This is a genomic window from Haloarcula mannanilytica (assembly GCF_005406125.1).
GTDB lineage: Archaea > Halobacteriota > Halobacteria > Halobacteriales > Haloarculaceae > Haloarcula > Haloarcula mannanilytica.
Genome location: NZ_BIXZ01000002.1, coordinates 649,606 through 664,865, shown reverse-complemented (window position 1 = coordinate 664,865; position 15,260 = coordinate 649,606). Strand labels below are relative to the sequence as shown.

The window sequence follows — 15,260 nt, the reverse complement described above, 5'->3', positions numbered from 1 at the left end:
CAATGTAGAACGGTGGCTACTTATAGCCAGGTGTTTGTGATCGATGCGAACGCGCTCCTCCCCTCCCTACTCACTCGCTTCGCTCATTTCTTAAGGAAGGGGACTCCGCGCTACCGCTTCAGTTGAAACGATACGTGGATAGGCTTTGTCACTCGGTTTGCTAAGTCCACAGGCAGACTGTGCGGTCACTTCACAGTCTCCGCACTGAACGCACCACCACCTAAAGCGCTATATGCGACCCCCCGAACAGAGAGTTGGGACCAGACATTGGCAAACGATTGTGTCCGGTGTTGCTCGAAAAAGCGATAGACGGACACATAACGGACGATTCTCGTCAGGATCGCGGTTACTTCAGACAGTGAAACAGCTCGGCTGTTGTTATAAGAAACCGGATCGTACGTGGAACCATGAGCTTTGAGGAAGGCACCGTATATATGATTCGGGACCAGGGGTCCGACGACTGGGTCAGTCCCGAACCCGCGAGCGATGTCATTATCGATTCGGTTCTCGAAGCGACAGACCTGAGCGCGGACAATATCGCGTCTCTCGATACGTACGTCGACAGCGAAGCACTCCGCGAAGTCGTCGTCGAGGGCGGGGCGGAATCGGTCACGTTCACTATCGAGGGCCACGACGTGACGGTCACCGCCGACAGCGCGGTGTCGGTCGACACCTGATTCGCGTCCGGGTCGCCATATCTGGACCGTCCCAATGACATAAGACGGTGGCCCGAGAGTCCCGGGTATGACCCGCGTCGCACTCATCGCACACGACGACGAAAAGCCCGAGATGATCGACCTGGCACAGAGCTACGAGGCCACGCTGTCGGAGTTCGACCTCGTCGGCACCGGCACGACGAGCAAGCGCATCATGGCAGAGACCGATCTCACAGTCGAGCGCAAGGAGAGCGGCCCGATGGGGGGCGACACGCAGATCGGCGCTGAGGTCGCCGAAGGCCGGATGGACGGCATCGTCTTCCTCCGGGACCCACTGACGGCCCAGCCCCACGAGCCGGACATCTCAGCACTCCTGCGCATCTGTGACGTACACGACGTGCCGCTGGCGACGACCCGGACAGCGGCCGAGTACGTCCTCGAAGGGCTGGCCCGGGACGGATCCGACGACTGAACGGGTCGACATACGGATTATTGTAGATTAGTTCCGGATAGTGCAAGCCCAGGGCCGACACGGACCGCTAAATCGCTACAACAATCCGTATCAGTCCGCGTAGGTCGGGCGCTCTGCGTACTCGATTGGGTCCCGCTCGCCGATACGCTGGAAGGCTTCGAGCCGGAACGCGCAGGCGTCGCAGGTCCCGCAGGCCGGTTCGTCGTCCCGGTAACAGCTCCAGGTGTCCTCGTAAGGGACGCCGAGTTCGACGCCGCGCTCGGCGATGTCGGTCTTGGACCACTCGACGAACGGTGCGACGAGGTCGATCTCGGTGTCGGGCTTAGTGCCGGCGTCGATGACGCCCTGGAAGGCCTCGAAGAAGGCGGGCCGGCAGTCCGGATACCCCGAAAAGTCCTCGCTGTGTGCGCCGATGAAGACGACTCCGCAGTCGTTGGCCTCGGCGTAAGACACTGCCATCGACAGCAGGTTCGCGTTGCGGAACGGAACGTACGAGGTTGGAATCTCGTCGCTGTCGGTGTCGGCGTCTTCCACGTCCATCGAGTCGTCGGTCAGCGACGACGCGCCGATCTGCGTGAGATGGCCGGTCTCGACATGGAGGAAGTCCGCCGCGTCGACGTGGTCGGCCAGCGCGCTGGCGCAGTCGTACTCCCGGTCTTCGGTGTTCTGGCCGTAGCTCGTGTGCAGCAGGTACAGGTCGTCGTACCCGCGGGTCTGTGCTTCGTAGGCCGCCGTAGCGCTGTCCATGCCGCCGGAGGCGAGCACGACAGCGCGGGTGTCGTTAGTCATCGTAGTCGGTGGTGTCGCAGGCAGTTACGTTCCCGGTGCGTCGTTCCAGAGGTCGACGTGGAGCCGCGGCGTGTAGCGGTAGCCGTACTCCAGCGCGAGGTCTGCGACCATCTCGCGGGTCGCTTCGAGTTGTTCGCGCGTCTGTCCCTCAGGCATCAGCAACACGTCGTCGTCGCGGACGCGAGCCGAGGCGGCGTCCCGGACGCGCTCGATGAGGCCCTCGATTTCGGCCATGTCCTCGCGGCCCGTGACGACGAACTTCAGTTGCGTGTCGTAACGCTCGACGAGTTCGGCGAGCGTCGATACGTCGAGTCGGCGCTCCTCATGGCGGTCGGCCCACTCGCCGTCGCCGTCGGGGTCGCGCTCAGCCGTCGGTGTACTGGAGGCCAGTTTCGGGCTGACGCTGGCGAGGTCGATGGGCGCGTCCGGGACGACGGTCCCGTTGGTCTCGACTGTCGTGTGATACCCCCGGTCGGCCAGCCGCTCTAGCAGGGCCTCGCTCGAATCGTGAATGAGCGGTTCACCCCCAGTGAGGACGACGTGGTCGGCGTCGTACTCTTCGATAGCTGCCAGCACGTCGTCGACACCGAACCAGTCGTGGGTCGGTTCCCAGGAAGTGTGATAGGAGTCACAGAACCAGCAGCGGAGGTTACAGCCGCTGGTCCGGACGAACACGCTTGGAACACCCGCCAGTCGACCCTCCCCCTGGAGTGACTGGAACAGTTCGTTGATGGGGAGATCGCCCGCCTCCGCGTCGCCGTCGGCGCGCTCGATATCGACCCCGGGCGCGTCGTTTGCGACCGGCATCAGCGGACACAGAGTTCGCTCGTCTCCCGGACGGAGACGGCGACATCGGACACCGTCTCCGGGAGGCGGTCAGTGAGCCGCTGTTCCAGAATTGTGGCCATGACCTCGGCTGTCGGCGGATAGTCGAGGACGACCACGGCGTCGCCGTCGCCGCTGGCCTCGAAGGCCTCGACTAGCGGGTCGCCGGCCTCAAGCAGGAAGCGGTGGTCCCACTCGTCGACCACGTCCGTGATTTCGCCCTTGTCGACGACCCACCCCTCGTCAGTGAGGTCCCCGGTGATGCGGACGGTGACTTCGTAGTTGTGCCCGTGTGGGCGGGAACATTTGCCGTCGTGGTGCAGTAATCGATGGCCTGCGGAGATACGGAGCGGCCGGTCGCCGCCGACGACGAGTTCGCGTTCGCCCGCGTCGGCGAGCGTGTCTTCGGCCTTCGATAGTCGCTGAGACATACCACGGTATTATCGAAGGGGGGCTTAACTCTCACGGGAGCGGGTCGCCGCAAGGGATAGGTCACTGCAGTCCACAGAGACGGGTGTGACACGACGTGCCGTCGAACGGGAATTCGAGCGCTACCTCTCGGAGTTCGTCGACGAGACGTACGCAGCCTTCGACGTGGCGGCCGTGCTGCGCGGGTCAAGCGGGGGCGGTAGCCGCGTTGCGAGCAAACTGCTGAACAACAGCCGGCCGCTGGAACGCCACGCCATTCGGCCGAAACTCCAGTCCTACCAACAGCAGATACTCGACCAGTTGGAGCCGGTGCTAGACTACGCCGAAGCCACTGACGCGACGTTTGAGACGTATGCCGACGACGTGCTGGCCCGTGATATCTACTGGAACGGCCTCCGGGACACCGTTCGCGGCGACCGCCGGGACCGAATCCGGGAGCGGCTCCTGGCCCGCCAGCGCTCGTTCGGCGACGACCTCGCACCGCTGGTCGCCGCCGACAGCGACGACTTCTGGACCGCCGTCACCGAGTGCTACGACCGGGAAACGGCGACGGAAATCATTCAAAACCACCTCGAATTCACCGTCCCGCTGCGGGAGGAGCGGGACGCCTTCGCCTTCGAACTCACCATCGACCCCGGCGAGGTGCTGGGTGGCCTCGCGCGGGCGCTGCCCACGCTCGATGTCGAGTTCACGGACGAGGCGCTGCGGTCGATGCGACAGGCCGAACAGCAGGTCATTCCGGCGGCGAAGGCTGACGTGGAACAGGCCTACGAATCGTAATCAGCGGCGTCGCTATCAATCGTTTTTCACAGTACCAGCAACTGACTGGTGTTCCTCACGAGTTCGGTCCGAAAGTGGACACGGTAGCCGTCTTGGCACGTGGACGGCCGTCGTGTCAGGTATTGGTGTTGGTGTTGACTGACGACGGCAGGTGTGTTCTCACGTCGACTCGGTCTCGGACTCCGCGAGACCGATTTAGCATGGGAGCTTGCAGCGAACGCCGGTGACGGCGTTCACGTGCGGGCTACTGTACGTAGACCGATCGACCTGCCATCGGTTTCCAAGGACCCATATGGTAAATAACCTACGGAATATGTTACTTCTATACCGAGTAAATCATTATACCCCACTATCAGGGACCAGAGCACCGGAACGCGGCAGGCGGCAAACATACTAGAAATCTGGTAGTTCTTCGTCACAGGTCACGGGACGCAGATACAGCAGTCCGACTCAGTCGTCGTAGGGCCAGTCACCGGTAATCCGCATCCCTTCGGCGAGGTCCTGCGATTCGAGCGCGTCGGCGATTTTCGCGGGGTCCTTGTGGGCTGGCACGACCGAGCCATCGGCCAGCGTCACGGCGAGTTCGGTCAGGAGGACGGCCTGTTCGCGGAACGTCCGGGGCTCCAGTTTGTCCAGCGTATCGGCGTGAGTGTGGCCCCAGCCCCGCCCCTCGCCGCCGGTTTCACTGGTCACGTGATAACCGGGAACGCCCCGCTGCACGAACGGCCAGTGGTCGCTGTGGGGGCCTTGCTCTGGCGTGAGCGAAATGGGGTGGTCGAAGCGGTCGGCCACGTCCTCGGCGGCGGCTTCGAGTGCGTCGAAGCCGTGGGTGTAACAGTTCAGCGTCCGGCCCTGGACGACCCCGTCGAAGTTGAGCACGGCCGTCACGTCATCGAGAGTGGTTTCGTCGGCCAGCCGGTTCGAGCCGACCAGGCCGACCTCTTCGGCACCGAAGGCGACGAACTCCACGCGCGTCGCCAGTTCGTCTTTGCGGCCGGCCAGCGCGCGGGCCACCTCGACGACCATCGCCGTCCCGGCCCCGTTGTCCATCGCCCCCTCCGCGATGTCGTGGGCGTCGACGTGGCTGGTCACCAGCAGCCGCTCGTCGGTGTCTGGGCCGAGTTCGGCGTGGACGTTCTGGCTCGTGGCGTCGGGCGTCTCGCAGTCGACGCTGACGGTGACGGTATCGCCGGCGTACCGGCGTGACAGCCGCGCACCTGTCTCGCTGGCGACGCCGACGGCCGGAATCTCGCCGATGGGTGCCGCCGCCGTGCCGACGCTCCCGGTCGGTGGCAGCACGCCCTCGACGTGGTTGCGGTAGATGAATCCGACTGCGCCGGCCTCGACGGCGTGATAGTACTTCTCCCGCCGATGGATATACCGGTCGTACCAGTCGGGCACGTCAGAGCGGGCCATCACGACGTTGCCCTCGCAGTCAGTGTCCTCGAACTCCTCCGGGAGGCCGTGACCGACATCGACCAGTTTACCGGTCACCTCGCCGGCCGGCGACCGCGGCAGGGCGATGCACTCGTGGGCCTGGGCCGCGACCGGCGACCCGTCCGCGTGGACGGCGCTGTCGCCGCGCTCCCAACCCTGAATTTCGAACTCGGAGAACCGAGCGTCGCGGGCGTACTCCGCGAGTGCGTCCCGGGTCGCTTCTGCGGCCGCCCGTTCGCCGTCGCTGCCCGCCATCCGGTTCCCGATGTTGACCAGCGTCTCCAGGTGGTCCCACCCGACTGCGCTGGTGAAGGTCTCGCCGATCCAGTCGGTGTCGTCCATACCGCCCGGTGGGGCCGTGGCGGGTTTGAAAGTAGGGGTGGCCGTCCGGGAATCGACGCGGCGATTACGAGGGCGCGAGTGGGCCGTACCGACTGGCGACCCCGTACCCGACGACTGCCAGTGCAGTGATAGCGAGGCCGAAGAGGAGCAAGGAAAAGAGGAGGTCAATCGGCGTGACAGCTATGAACCGGCGGTCCAAGAGGCGATAGTACACCGAAAAGAGCCCATTCCCGAAGACAGCGGCGGCGAGAAAGCCGCCGAAACTGGCGACGCCGACGGCGGCGGCAGCGATAGTGCGGTACCGCTGTGACAGGTCGCGCCGACTGGCGTCGGCGTACACCAGCGCAGCGGCGACCGGCGACACAAACAGGGCGACGAAAGCCGGAAGGAGGGTCATATCCGGTTATATAGCCGATGACAACATAAAACCGTCCTCGGTAGCCGGCCGGTCACCCACCTGTGGTCGCCGCCCTCCAGTATTTTGTCCGGGGCGCGCGAAGCCGACCCATGCGCGCCGCAGTGTTAGAGGCGTACGGCGAACCGCTTGGGGTCCGGGACCGGGACCCACCGACACCGGACCCGGACGGAGCCGTCGTCGCAGTCGAGGCGTGTGGTATCTGCCGGAGCGACTGGCACGCCTGGCAGGGCCACGGCGACTGGGCCGACGACGACGTGCCCCTCGGACAGGTGCTGGGCCACGAACCGGCGGGCCGCGTCGTCGCAACGGGCGACCGGGTGTCGACAGTGTCGCCGGGCGACCGTGCCGTCGTGCCGTTCAACCTCGGCGACGGGACCTGTGGCTACTGCCGGAACGGGCACGGCAACGTCTGTACCGACGGGTGGGCGCTGGGCTTCGAATCCGACGTTCCGGGCGCGTTCGCCGAGCAGGTGGCCGTCCCACGGGCCGACTACAACCTCGTGACACTGCCCGACGGTGTGGGGTTCGACGCCGCGGCGGCGCTTGGCTGTCGCTACGTCACGGCCTTCCACGCGCTCGCTCACCGTGCCGATATCGCCGCCGGGGACCGCGTCGCGGTGCATGGCTGTGGCGGCCTCGGACTGGCCGCAGTTCAAATCGCGTCGGCACTGGGCGCGAGCGTCATCGCTGTCGACATCCGGGACGAGCCGCTGTCGATGGCCCGCGACGTGGGCGCGAATAGCGTTGTTGACGCCAGCGCTGTCGAGGACGTGCCGGCAGCTATCGAGGCCGAAACCGACGGCGGCGCGGAGGTGTCCGTGGATGCGCTGGGTCGGGCCGAGACCTGCCGGAACAGCGTCCGGAGCCTCCGCCCCCGTGGCACGCATGTCCAGGTCGGGCTGACGACCGACACCGAGCGCGGCGAGGTGGCGCTGCCGACCGACTGGATAACCCGCTGGGACATCGACGTGCTGGGGTCCCGGGGAATGCCACCCTCGCGGTACGACGAACTCCTCCGTCTGGTCGCCGACGGCACGCTGAACCCCGGTGCGCTCGTCACCCGACGGGTCAGCCTCGATGCGGTATCGGAGCGGCTGGCGGCGATGACCGACTACGGAACCGAGGGTATCGAACTGGTGACTGAGTTCGGCCGATAGCGGAGTGTGCGTTTGCCGGTTCGGCGGACTATCCGAGTATGTTCGACACACTGCAGACGGCGGTCACCGAACCAGTCCGGGTGCCGTGCCGTTCCCGGTCATCACCGTGCTGTAGGTCGTCTAGTCGGCAAGACAGAGCGGGACGTAGCTGTCTCAAGCAATCCCTACCCAACGTCTGGCTTCACACCAGTTGCCGCCAGCTCCAGGTCGGCTCCCAGCCGAGCAGCCGCTCGGCTTTGGTCGTGTCGATCAGCGCCGCGTACGGGTTCTCGTCGTCGCCCGTTGGCCCTCGGTAGTCAGCATCGGGGTACAACGCCGCCGTGAGGTCGGCACTCGGCGTCTCGGCGCTCGTGTCCGGGGCCGACACCCAGACCCGCTCGTGGCCGGTAAACGACGCCTCGACGGCCCGCTCGACGAGCGTGACGGCGTCGGCGGCGTGGACATAGCCACAGAGGGTGTTGCGCTGGGTGTGAAAGTGCTCTGAATCCCGAAGCCCGGCGAGTGTGCGGTCGGTCTCGACGAACGTCTCCCGAGCCAGGTCGTCGTCGACGACCCACGGAAACCGAAGCGACGTGATGGTCTCGGGCGCGTCCTCGCTCCGGCGAGCGAACCCGTCGGCGGCAACTTCCATCGCCTGCTTCCCCATGGCGTACGGATTCGACGGTGTGAGCCGGTGATCCTCATCAATCGGGAGGTACTCGACCCTGATGGGATCCGGTTCGAACCCGCCGCCGATAGCGCTGAAACTCGACGCCAGCGCAACTGTATCGACGCCCAGTTCGCCGGCGGCCTCCAGCACGTGATAGCTGGACATGACGTTGCTCTCGTAGGTCCGATACCCCGGCGTGTGGTCGGGCGTGGGGATCATCCCCAGGTGGACGACGGCATCGGGGTCGCTCTTTGCGAGCGCGCCGTACACCTCCCCGGCGTCGAGCAGGTCCGTCCTGACGTAGGCGTCCGAGTGCGCTTCGTCCCGTTTGCCACGCGAGAGATTGACCGTTCGATACCCTTCGGCGGTCAGGTGTTCGAGGACGTGCTGTCCGAGGCGACCGTTTCCGCCGGTGACGGCGACCGATTCGGGCATACGTCCGTCTGCAGTCCACAGCTCCAAAACAGTCCCGCAGCCGGGACACATCAAGTCCAGATATCAGCCCGACATAAGCGCCGTCCGAACCGCATCCTCGATGGGCGTCTGGTCGATGGGAACGACGTTCTGGAGGTCCATCTCCGGGTCGACCGTCACCGGGTTCCGCATGCTCTCGGCCAGCGGCCGAGCGATGGCGTACTGCACATCGGTCGTCAGGCGAAGCCAGTGGGAGGACAGACTGGGCGTCATCACCGGCACCGGGACGATGAACACGCGCTTGCCCTTCTCCGCCGCGGTGAGTTTCAGCAGCGACTCGTAGGACCACACCGACGGCCCGCCGATGTCGTAGGTCTCGCCGCGGGTGGCATCGGCGTCGAGGAGTTCCACGAGGTACCTGATGGCGTCGTCGACGCCGATGGGCTGGCAGGGCGTCCGGACCCACTTGGGGACGAGCATCAGCGGCAGGCGGTCGGTCAGGTCATCGACGATTCGGAAGCTCGCGCTTTCAGCGCCGATAATGACGGCCGCCCGGAGCACCGTCAGGTCGAACGAACCCTCGGCCAGCACGGACTCGACTTCGCGCCGCGACGCCAGATGGGGGGAAAGGTTCTCCTCGTCGCCGCTGATGCCGCTCAGGTACACTACCCTGTCGACGCCCGCGTCAGACGCCAACTCGGCGAACCGGCGCGCGTAGCGGCGGTCGAGTTCGGCGAAGTTCTCGGCTGTCAGCGAGTGGATCAGATAGTACGCCACGTCGATACCGTCACAGAGGCCGTCCAGGGAATCCGGGTCCCCGAGGTCGCCCTCGAACGGTTCAACCCCGTCCGGAAAGGACTCCTCGCTTGCGCTGCGGGAGAACGCCACCACCTCGTGGCCCGCGTCGGACAGGGTACGAACCAATCGCTGTCCGATGAATCCGGTCGCACCCACGACGAGCACACGCATGTGTTCGTATCTTGTCTCCAATCCCCAAGGACGTTGCGGCGATCACTGTCGACTCATTCCGGTCCGGACTGAACGACCGCTGATTTCTCTCTGTCCAGCATCCGAGTACAGTAGTGTTCCCAGCCCAAATCTACTGAGTATAGAGATAACCAACGTTGAAATACATGGTTAGGGCATTTTTACTGCCATAAAATAAGATATAATTCTGTATTTTCGATTTTGAGAAGGTCTGGTCTTATACTACAAAAAATGATACTATTATTAGCCTATTTATATTTAGAACGTCGTCTAAAATAACCAGAATCGAATATATTCTATCAAACCTCCAATAGTACACGCATCCACCAATTGCAGCCGACACAGCAAAGACTCCTGTGGACTGCAGAAGCGGCCCGCCAGCCAAGAACACGTAGCCACACCCGTCGCCCGGATTAGTACAGGGCGTCGGCAATCGAGTCGTCAAGGTCCTCGAACTGGTCGAGATACGCCTCCCGCTCGGCCCGGAGCGACGCGAGTTTCGACTCGGCGTCGGTGAGGTTCTCCTCGACGGCGAATGCCTCGATATCCATTCCCGGCACGGATTCCGGGATAGTGAATCCCGTCGTCTCGTCCGTAGTCCACTCAAGCGTGCCGCGGGAGATGGCACGGAGGAGCGTGATCGTTTCCTCGACGCCGATGTCTCGGCCGCCGACGGAGCCGGTGTTCAGAACGTAGCAGTCCACGTCCAGGTCGTCGATCAGGTCGCGGAACCGGTTGCCCTCCTCGCCTTCGGACCCGACGATGAACGGGTTCGTCCCGACGACGCGGACAGACTCACCGGCGGCTGAGGGGTCCCCAGCGCTGGTCTGGACCGATTCACCTAGCATGAACGCGACCGCCGCCTCCTCGGGCGTGAGTTTCGCCACGGGCGGCATGGCCGGGTGGCGCGTGATGAAGAATATCTGGTCGACGCCGGGCAGGTCGATGTCGTCGTCGGCGGAGGCCAGTTCGTCCCGCTGGATGATGGCCCGGCCGTTCGTGGAGTACCGGTCGCTGTCGAAATCTACTGTGCCGTCGGCGGCGACATCGACGTTCTCAAGCACCGCGGATTCGTCGGTCGTCGCGTCGTAGATCGCCGGCTCAGTCTCGCGTTCGAGGCCGTGCGTTTTGATGAACAGTCCCTGGCCCTCGCTGCCGGCGACCGTGCCATCGGGGCGGAGCGCGCACACGTCGTCCTGGAGCATCGTCGCGTCCTCTGGCTCATCAAGCCAGAGCCCGTGTGCGGTCAGCGTGGACTTGCCGGTCCCCGACAGGCCGAGGAACAGCTGGCCCACCGTCTCCAGTCCGTTCTCGCCCTGGAGCCTGACCCGCTTGCTCCCGGCGTGGAGCCCGAGTCCGCCCTGTTGCTTGGCGTAGTACATGAACAGCCGGAGGAACGATTTCTTCGCTTCCCCGGTGTAGTCGGAGCCAGCGACCACGGTGAGTCCTGCCTCGGGGCGGATGCGGATTGCGGTCCGGTCCCAGTCAGGCAACTGGACAGTATAGAAATCGGGCTCGGCGTCCGGATCGGCTGGTTCGAGAAGCTTCGACAGACTCAGCGCGATCCGGCCGTACTCCTTCGGGACGTAAAGCCGGCAGACGTAGCTGTTGTCGGGATGGCGACCGACCCGTCGGTCGACGCAGACGAGGTCCATGTCGGCCGCTGCCGACACGACATCGGAAATAAGTTCCTCGTCCTCGGGGCCGAACTCGTCGTCGATGTCGTTTTTCGTCTTGTCGGCGTTGCGCGAGCGCTCGGTGCTGACATACGACGGCGCGCCGAACTCAGTGGTCGTCTCCTGGGATTCAGCGAACGACCGGAGTAGCTCGTTCGACGGATTGTAGATAACGTTCTCGGCAGTTTCAGGGTCGGGCAGTTCCAGAGCTGGTCTGTGGGTTGCCGACAGCGGGTCGGACATCGTATTCGGCACTACATTATGATCCGGTATAAACACACAGGGACTCTCATTGTAGTGAATTCGTTCACACGGCGGTGTAGACACAGTATTATTTGCCTGTAGTGACGGCCTACGTCGGTGCCACACCCGTACCGTGTGACTAACCGAACGTTCGAGAGCGGCACAGATACCGCCGGTCAGACCGGTCCGACGCACTCTCCGCTACTACACCTGAAAATTTGTTCATTAATTTGGAACGCTTAGAATAACGAGTGTACGCCCGTTATACCCTATCGACCGAAATGATATTTGGCGCCACAGGTCGTCATATCGTGGTCAGCAGGTAGATAACGTTTACTACGTCACAGGGAAACATACGCCGAGAAAGGGACGGTCAGTGTCCCTCGATATGGAACCGTCAACTGGTACGGACCGTCCCGTCTGGCACGACAGGTCCTCAGGAGTCGAGGCCCTGTTGCTCAAGGATATCGACGAATCGGTCAGCGAACTCGACCGTCCGCGTCGGGAGTCCGTACCGGTCTGTCTCCATGTCATACTCGGCTAGGTCCGAGACGAGCTCCTCCGTGTGCGTCATCGTGGTCACGGCGTCCCGAACGTCGATTTCGAGGGCCCCATCGTCAGTGTCTAACCAGGGTTGCATCCGCTGTGCGTCGTCGTACTCAATCCGATATGTTTCGCCGCCGACGGCGGCGACAATGTCATCGAGTGCGCCGATGGTAACCCGTGTATCATCGTGGCAGAGGGACAGCGTTCCGTCGCGACAGTCCGGTTCGAATTGTTTCATAGTCCACAGGTAGTGTGTCGCTGCCACATAATCCTGGGGGTCACTGCGCCGGGATACCATCTGAAAGACTTCTGACAAGACCACCGCAATGAGACCACCAACCGATTGCCCAGTTTCTCGACCGCACAGACAATTTGCATTCGAGACTGTGGCCACGGATAGTGAGAGGTTCACCCCGAGACTCCGAGACGATCCGCCTCACTATCCATGAGCCCAGTGGTGCACAGAGAAGTAATTAAACACGGTGGCATATCGGGATCACTCTCACGATTATATCAGCGTTTCAGCCCGCCAAACGGTGTTCCAGAGGACTCTACTTGTCCGCTGGTCTGACTGGGACGCCAACCGAAGCCCCAGAATCGTTGCTGCGGCAGCCATAGATAGCATGAGCGGCCTGTCCTGTTGGAGCCCCACATCATGAGGCATTATGTTAAATTACTTTTCGCCGACTGGGCGAAACACCGGTACCGTTCGGACGAAGAGACGCCGTACCGGCGCTGTCACGTTGATTATCGAGTATTTGGATTACAGCGCCCAATATCATAATCATTATTAGCGCCGGAGGGAACCTCAATATATATGCCAGCGAAGATCAGCGTTCATAGCGACCATTCCATCGACCGGATCTCCGAGAATATCTACGGTCACTTCGCGGAGCACCTCGGTCGATGTATCTATGGCGGCATCTGGGTCGGCGACGATGACGACCGCGTCCCGACCGAGGACGGCATCCGCATGGACACCGTCGAACTGCTGCAAGACCTCGACATGCCCGTGCTGCGGTGGCCTGGCGGCTGTTTCGCCGACGACTACCACTGGGAGGACGGCGTCGGCCCCCGCGAGGAACGGCCGACACGGCGGAACCTCTGGTGGGCACAGGGCCGTGAGGAGCGCTTCATAGAGACCAACGAGTTCGGGACCGACGAGTTCCTCGAACTCTGTCAGATGGTCGATACCGACCCGTATCTGGCCGTCAACGTCGGTTCAGCAACACCTGAAGAAGCTCTCGACTGGATCGAGTACTGCAACTCCGACGCCGACACGGACCTGACCAGGCGGCGTGTCGAGAACGGTCACGAGGAGCCATACGACGTGACCTACTGGGGCATCGGTAACGAGAACTGGGGCTGTGGCGGCCGCTTTGCGCCCGACGAGTACGCCGACCAGTACCGCCGCTTTGCGAACTACCTCAACGGCTTCGACGACCACATCAATCCCGGCTCGACGGAGTTCATCGCCTGCGGGCACATCACGGACGAGTGGAACGAGGCGTTCTTCGAGCGACTCGACGGCGGGATGGAGTTCGGCCCCGGGACCTTCCTGGGGATGGGGTCGCCGTATAAACTGCTGGATCACTTCTCCGTCCACCGGTACTACCAGGCCGGCGACGACGCCGACTTCTCGGACGAGCAGCACTACCGGCTGTTCGCCCGTGCACAGAAAATCGCGGACGACATCGACAGCGCGGCCGAGACCATCTCGTCGTACGTCCCGCGAGAGGATGTCGGGATTATCCTCGACGAATGGGGGACCTGGCACCCGCAGGCGACGCCGGACAACGGCCTCGAACAGGCAAACACCGTCCGGGACGCGCTTGCTGCGGCGGGCGTATTCGATATCATGCACGAGCGCGCCGACGTAGTTTCGATGGCGAACATCGCACAGACGGTCAACGTCCTCCAGTGTCTCGTCCAGACGGACGAGGACGACGCGTGGGCGACGCCGACCTACCAGGTGTTCGACCTGTACCAGAACCACAGCGGGAACACGGCCGTCGAGGCCACCGTCAACGCGGACAAGAAGTACTTCGACGAGGAGGACCACGACGTGCCCCTCGTTTCGGCCTCGGCATCGGTCAATGACGACGAACTGTTCGTCACTGCGTCGAACCGAACCATCGAACAGAGCGAGACGGTCGAAGTCGAGGTCGACGAGACGTTCGGCAGCCCCGCGGGAACGGTCCTGTTCGAGGACAAAGGGCCACGAGCGTACTCGAGGGCGGACAACGCAGCCGAGTTCGAGGCTGACGATATCTCCGTCGACGAAGCCGACGACGGACAGTACGCCATTGACGTCCCGGCATCATCGGTCGTCGGTGTCACGTTCACAAAGTAACGGCCGACACCGCGGCCCCATTTGAACGGGACGACAGCCACCGAAGCCACACTGGCGGTAGCCCGACCGGAACCTCTTTGTCGTTGATTCACACAGTAGTAGGCAATGAAACTGAGCAAGACCGTATTTCGGTTCATGCTCGTCATCATGTCGTTCCTGACGCTGCTTACGGCCGCGCTGTTCCTGTTCCAGGAACCGGGCACCGATGGGTATGTCATCTCGGTGGTGTCGCTCGTGATTCAGATTGGCTTCCTCCTCGTGGTCGGTATTGCGCTGTACCGCGACTGGGACCCCTTCGCGGCAGTCGAGGACTCGTTGTAGCGGTCGGCGGGACCGGGTCAGGTCTCGCAATTTGGAACGCCACCAACCGAACGCCGAAAAGTAATTAAACACCCGATTGTAATTATCGTCCATGGCTAATGCAGAACGCCCCGGCGATGCGAGCGCGGCCCGCCCGGAGATACCCCAGTCACGAGGGGACGATGCGGAGCCGGACAGCAATGTTCGACCCGAGAACGTGAGCGTCGCGGCCCTCCGCGAGTATCTGACCGAGGTCGAAGGGAAGACCGCGACCAAGCGAATCATGGTCGGGATCAACCACAAGGAGGGAGTCCCCCAGACGGAACTCGCGGACTGGTACGACGTGTCCCGGACGACGATCCACAACTGGCTGAACCGCCTCGAACGGCTGGCCGACGAACCGCTCGAAGACGTGGTCTACGACGACGACCGGCCCGGTCGCCCCTCGAAGCTCACCCCCAGCCAGGAGAACCAGCTCCAAGAAGTCCTCGCCAAGCCCCCCGCCGAAGCCGGCTACGAAGCCCCGGAGTGGACGCCAAAACTCACCCGCATGTACATCACGGAGATGTTCCACGTCGAGTACACGCTGAGCTACGTCCGCGAACTGCTGCACGATGCCGGCGTGTCGTGGGATAGCGAAACCGACCAGACACCGGAACACGTACAGGAAGCGTTCAAGAGCGGGTTCGAGTCGGACGACGACGGCCATCAGTGGATGCACGGCTGTCGCCGCTGACAGAGTGGTTCGAGTCGCTATCGCCGAAACGGTGTCGATTCCGGCAGGGCG

Annotated in this window: 16 protein-coding genes; 7 read left to right on the top strand and 9 right to left on the bottom strand. The window is 63.3% G+C overall.

The window, feature by feature from the left end:
- Positions 1 to 407: 407 nt before the first annotated feature.
- Positions 408 to 677 carry a HalOD1 output domain-containing protein gene (locus Harman_RS10585; protein WP_137683739.1) on the top strand — a complete coding sequence of 90 codons (270 nt, stop codon included), beginning with the start codon at positions 408 to 410 and terminating at the stop codon, positions 675 to 677.
- 67 nt (positions 678 to 744) lie between these two features.
- Positions 745 to 1,128, top strand: a complete 384-nt coding sequence (locus Harman_RS10580) for a methylglyoxal synthase (RefSeq protein WP_137683738.1) — start codon at positions 745 to 747, stop codon at positions 1,126 to 1,128.
- Between the two features lie 90 nt (positions 1,129 to 1,218).
- Here the strand turns inward: Harman_RS10580 and queC are convergent, their stop codons facing one another.
- The 3 genes from queC to Harman_RS10565 are packed head-to-tail and all read right to left on the bottom strand — an operon-like array spanning position 1,219 to position 3,173.
- Positions 1,219 to 1,917, bottom strand: a complete 699-nt coding sequence (gene queC / locus Harman_RS10575; protein ID WP_137683737.1) for a 7-cyano-7-deazaguanine synthase QueC — start codon at positions 1,915 to 1,917, stop codon at positions 1,219 to 1,221.
- Positions 1,918 to 1,941: 24 nt separating this feature from the next.
- Positions 1,942 to 2,724: a 7-carboxy-7-deazaguanine synthase QueE gene (locus tag Harman_RS10570; protein ID WP_137683736.1), complete on the bottom strand. Its 783-nt coding sequence runs from the start codon at positions 2,722 to 2,724 to the stop codon at positions 1,942 to 1,944.
- On the bottom strand, positions 2,724 to 3,173 hold the full coding sequence (locus tag Harman_RS10565) for a 6-pyruvoyl trahydropterin synthase family protein (RefSeq protein WP_137683735.1): 450 nt from the start codon (positions 3,171 to 3,173) through the stop codon (positions 2,724 to 2,726). The genes Harman_RS10570 and Harman_RS10565 overlap by 1 nt, the downstream gene beginning before the upstream one ends.
- Before the next feature lie 85 nt (positions 3,174 to 3,258).
- Between Harman_RS10565 and Harman_RS10560 the strand changes: the two genes are divergently transcribed.
- Positions 3,259 to 3,951, top strand: a complete 693-nt coding sequence (locus Harman_RS10560) for a hypothetical protein (RefSeq protein WP_137683734.1) — start codon at positions 3,259 to 3,261, stop codon at positions 3,949 to 3,951.
- Between the two features lie 450 nt (positions 3,952 to 4,401).
- Here the strand turns inward: Harman_RS10560 and Harman_RS10555 are convergent, their stop codons facing one another.
- Entirely contained in the window at positions 4,402 to 5,730 is a 1,329-nt protein-coding gene (locus Harman_RS10555; protein ID WP_137683733.1) for a M28 family peptidase, read from the bottom strand.
- Positions 5,731 to 5,794: 64 nt separating this feature from the next.
- Positions 5,795 to 6,127, bottom strand: coding sequence for a hypothetical protein (locus tag Harman_RS10550; RefSeq protein ID WP_137683732.1), 333 nt, complete (start codon positions 6,125 to 6,127; stop codon positions 5,795 to 5,797).
- 110 nt (positions 6,128 to 6,237) lie between these two features.
- Here Harman_RS10550 and Harman_RS10545 point away from each other — a divergent pair, with 110 nt between their 5' ends.
- The gene (locus tag Harman_RS10545) at positions 6,238 to 7,305 is read left to right on the top strand and encodes a zinc-dependent alcohol dehydrogenase family protein (RefSeq protein WP_137683731.1); all 1,068 of its coding nucleotides are present in this window, start codon (positions 6,238 to 6,240) and stop codon (positions 7,303 to 7,305) included.
- A gap of 181 nt (positions 7,306 to 7,486) precedes the next feature.
- Here Harman_RS10545 and Harman_RS10540 read toward each other — a convergent pair whose 3' ends face one another.
- The 4 genes from Harman_RS10540 to Harman_RS10525 form a co-directional block, all read right to left on the bottom strand.
- Positions 7,487 to 8,389: an NAD-dependent epimerase/dehydratase family protein gene (locus Harman_RS10540; RefSeq protein ID WP_137683730.1), complete on the bottom strand. Its 903-nt coding sequence runs from the start codon at positions 8,387 to 8,389 to the stop codon at positions 7,487 to 7,489.
- A 63-nt stretch (positions 8,390 to 8,452) separates the two neighbouring features.
- Complete coding sequence (locus Harman_RS10535) at positions 8,453 to 9,337, bottom strand: NAD(P)H-binding protein (RefSeq protein ID WP_137683729.1); 885 nt, start codon at positions 9,335 to 9,337, stop codon at positions 8,453 to 8,455.
- A 431-nt stretch (positions 9,338 to 9,768) separates the two neighbouring features.
- Positions 9,769 to 11,274 (bottom strand): phosphoenolpyruvate carboxykinase (ATP), encoded by a 1,506-nt coding sequence (locus tag Harman_RS10530; protein ID WP_137683728.1) that lies wholly within the window; start codon positions 11,272 to 11,274, stop codon positions 9,769 to 9,771.
- Between the two features lie 436 nt (positions 11,275 to 11,710).
- Complete coding sequence (locus Harman_RS10525) at positions 11,711 to 12,058, bottom strand: hypothetical protein (RefSeq protein WP_137683727.1); 348 nt, start codon at positions 12,056 to 12,058, stop codon at positions 11,711 to 11,713.
- 579 nt (positions 12,059 to 12,637) lie between these two features.
- On the opposite strand from Harman_RS10525, the gene Harman_RS10520 reads away from it, so the two are divergent.
- The 3 genes from Harman_RS10520 (at position 12,638) to Harman_RS10510 (ending at position 15,209) form a co-directional block, all read left to right on the top strand.
- Positions 12,638 to 14,173, top strand: a complete 1,536-nt coding sequence (locus Harman_RS10520) for an alpha-N-arabinofuranosidase (protein ID WP_137683726.1) — start codon at positions 12,638 to 12,640, stop codon at positions 14,171 to 14,173.
- A gap of 105 nt (positions 14,174 to 14,278) precedes the next feature.
- The gene (locus Harman_RS10515; protein ID WP_200830876.1) at positions 14,279 to 14,494 is read left to right on the top strand and encodes a hypothetical protein; all 216 of its coding nucleotides are present in this window, start codon (positions 14,279 to 14,281) and stop codon (positions 14,492 to 14,494) included.
- A 91-nt stretch (positions 14,495 to 14,585) separates the two neighbouring features.
- The gene (locus tag Harman_RS10510) at positions 14,586 to 15,209 is read left to right on the top strand and encodes a helix-turn-helix domain-containing protein (protein WP_137683725.1); all 624 of its coding nucleotides are present in this window, start codon (positions 14,586 to 14,588) and stop codon (positions 15,207 to 15,209) included.
- Positions 15,210 to 15,260: the final 51 nt, after the last annotated feature.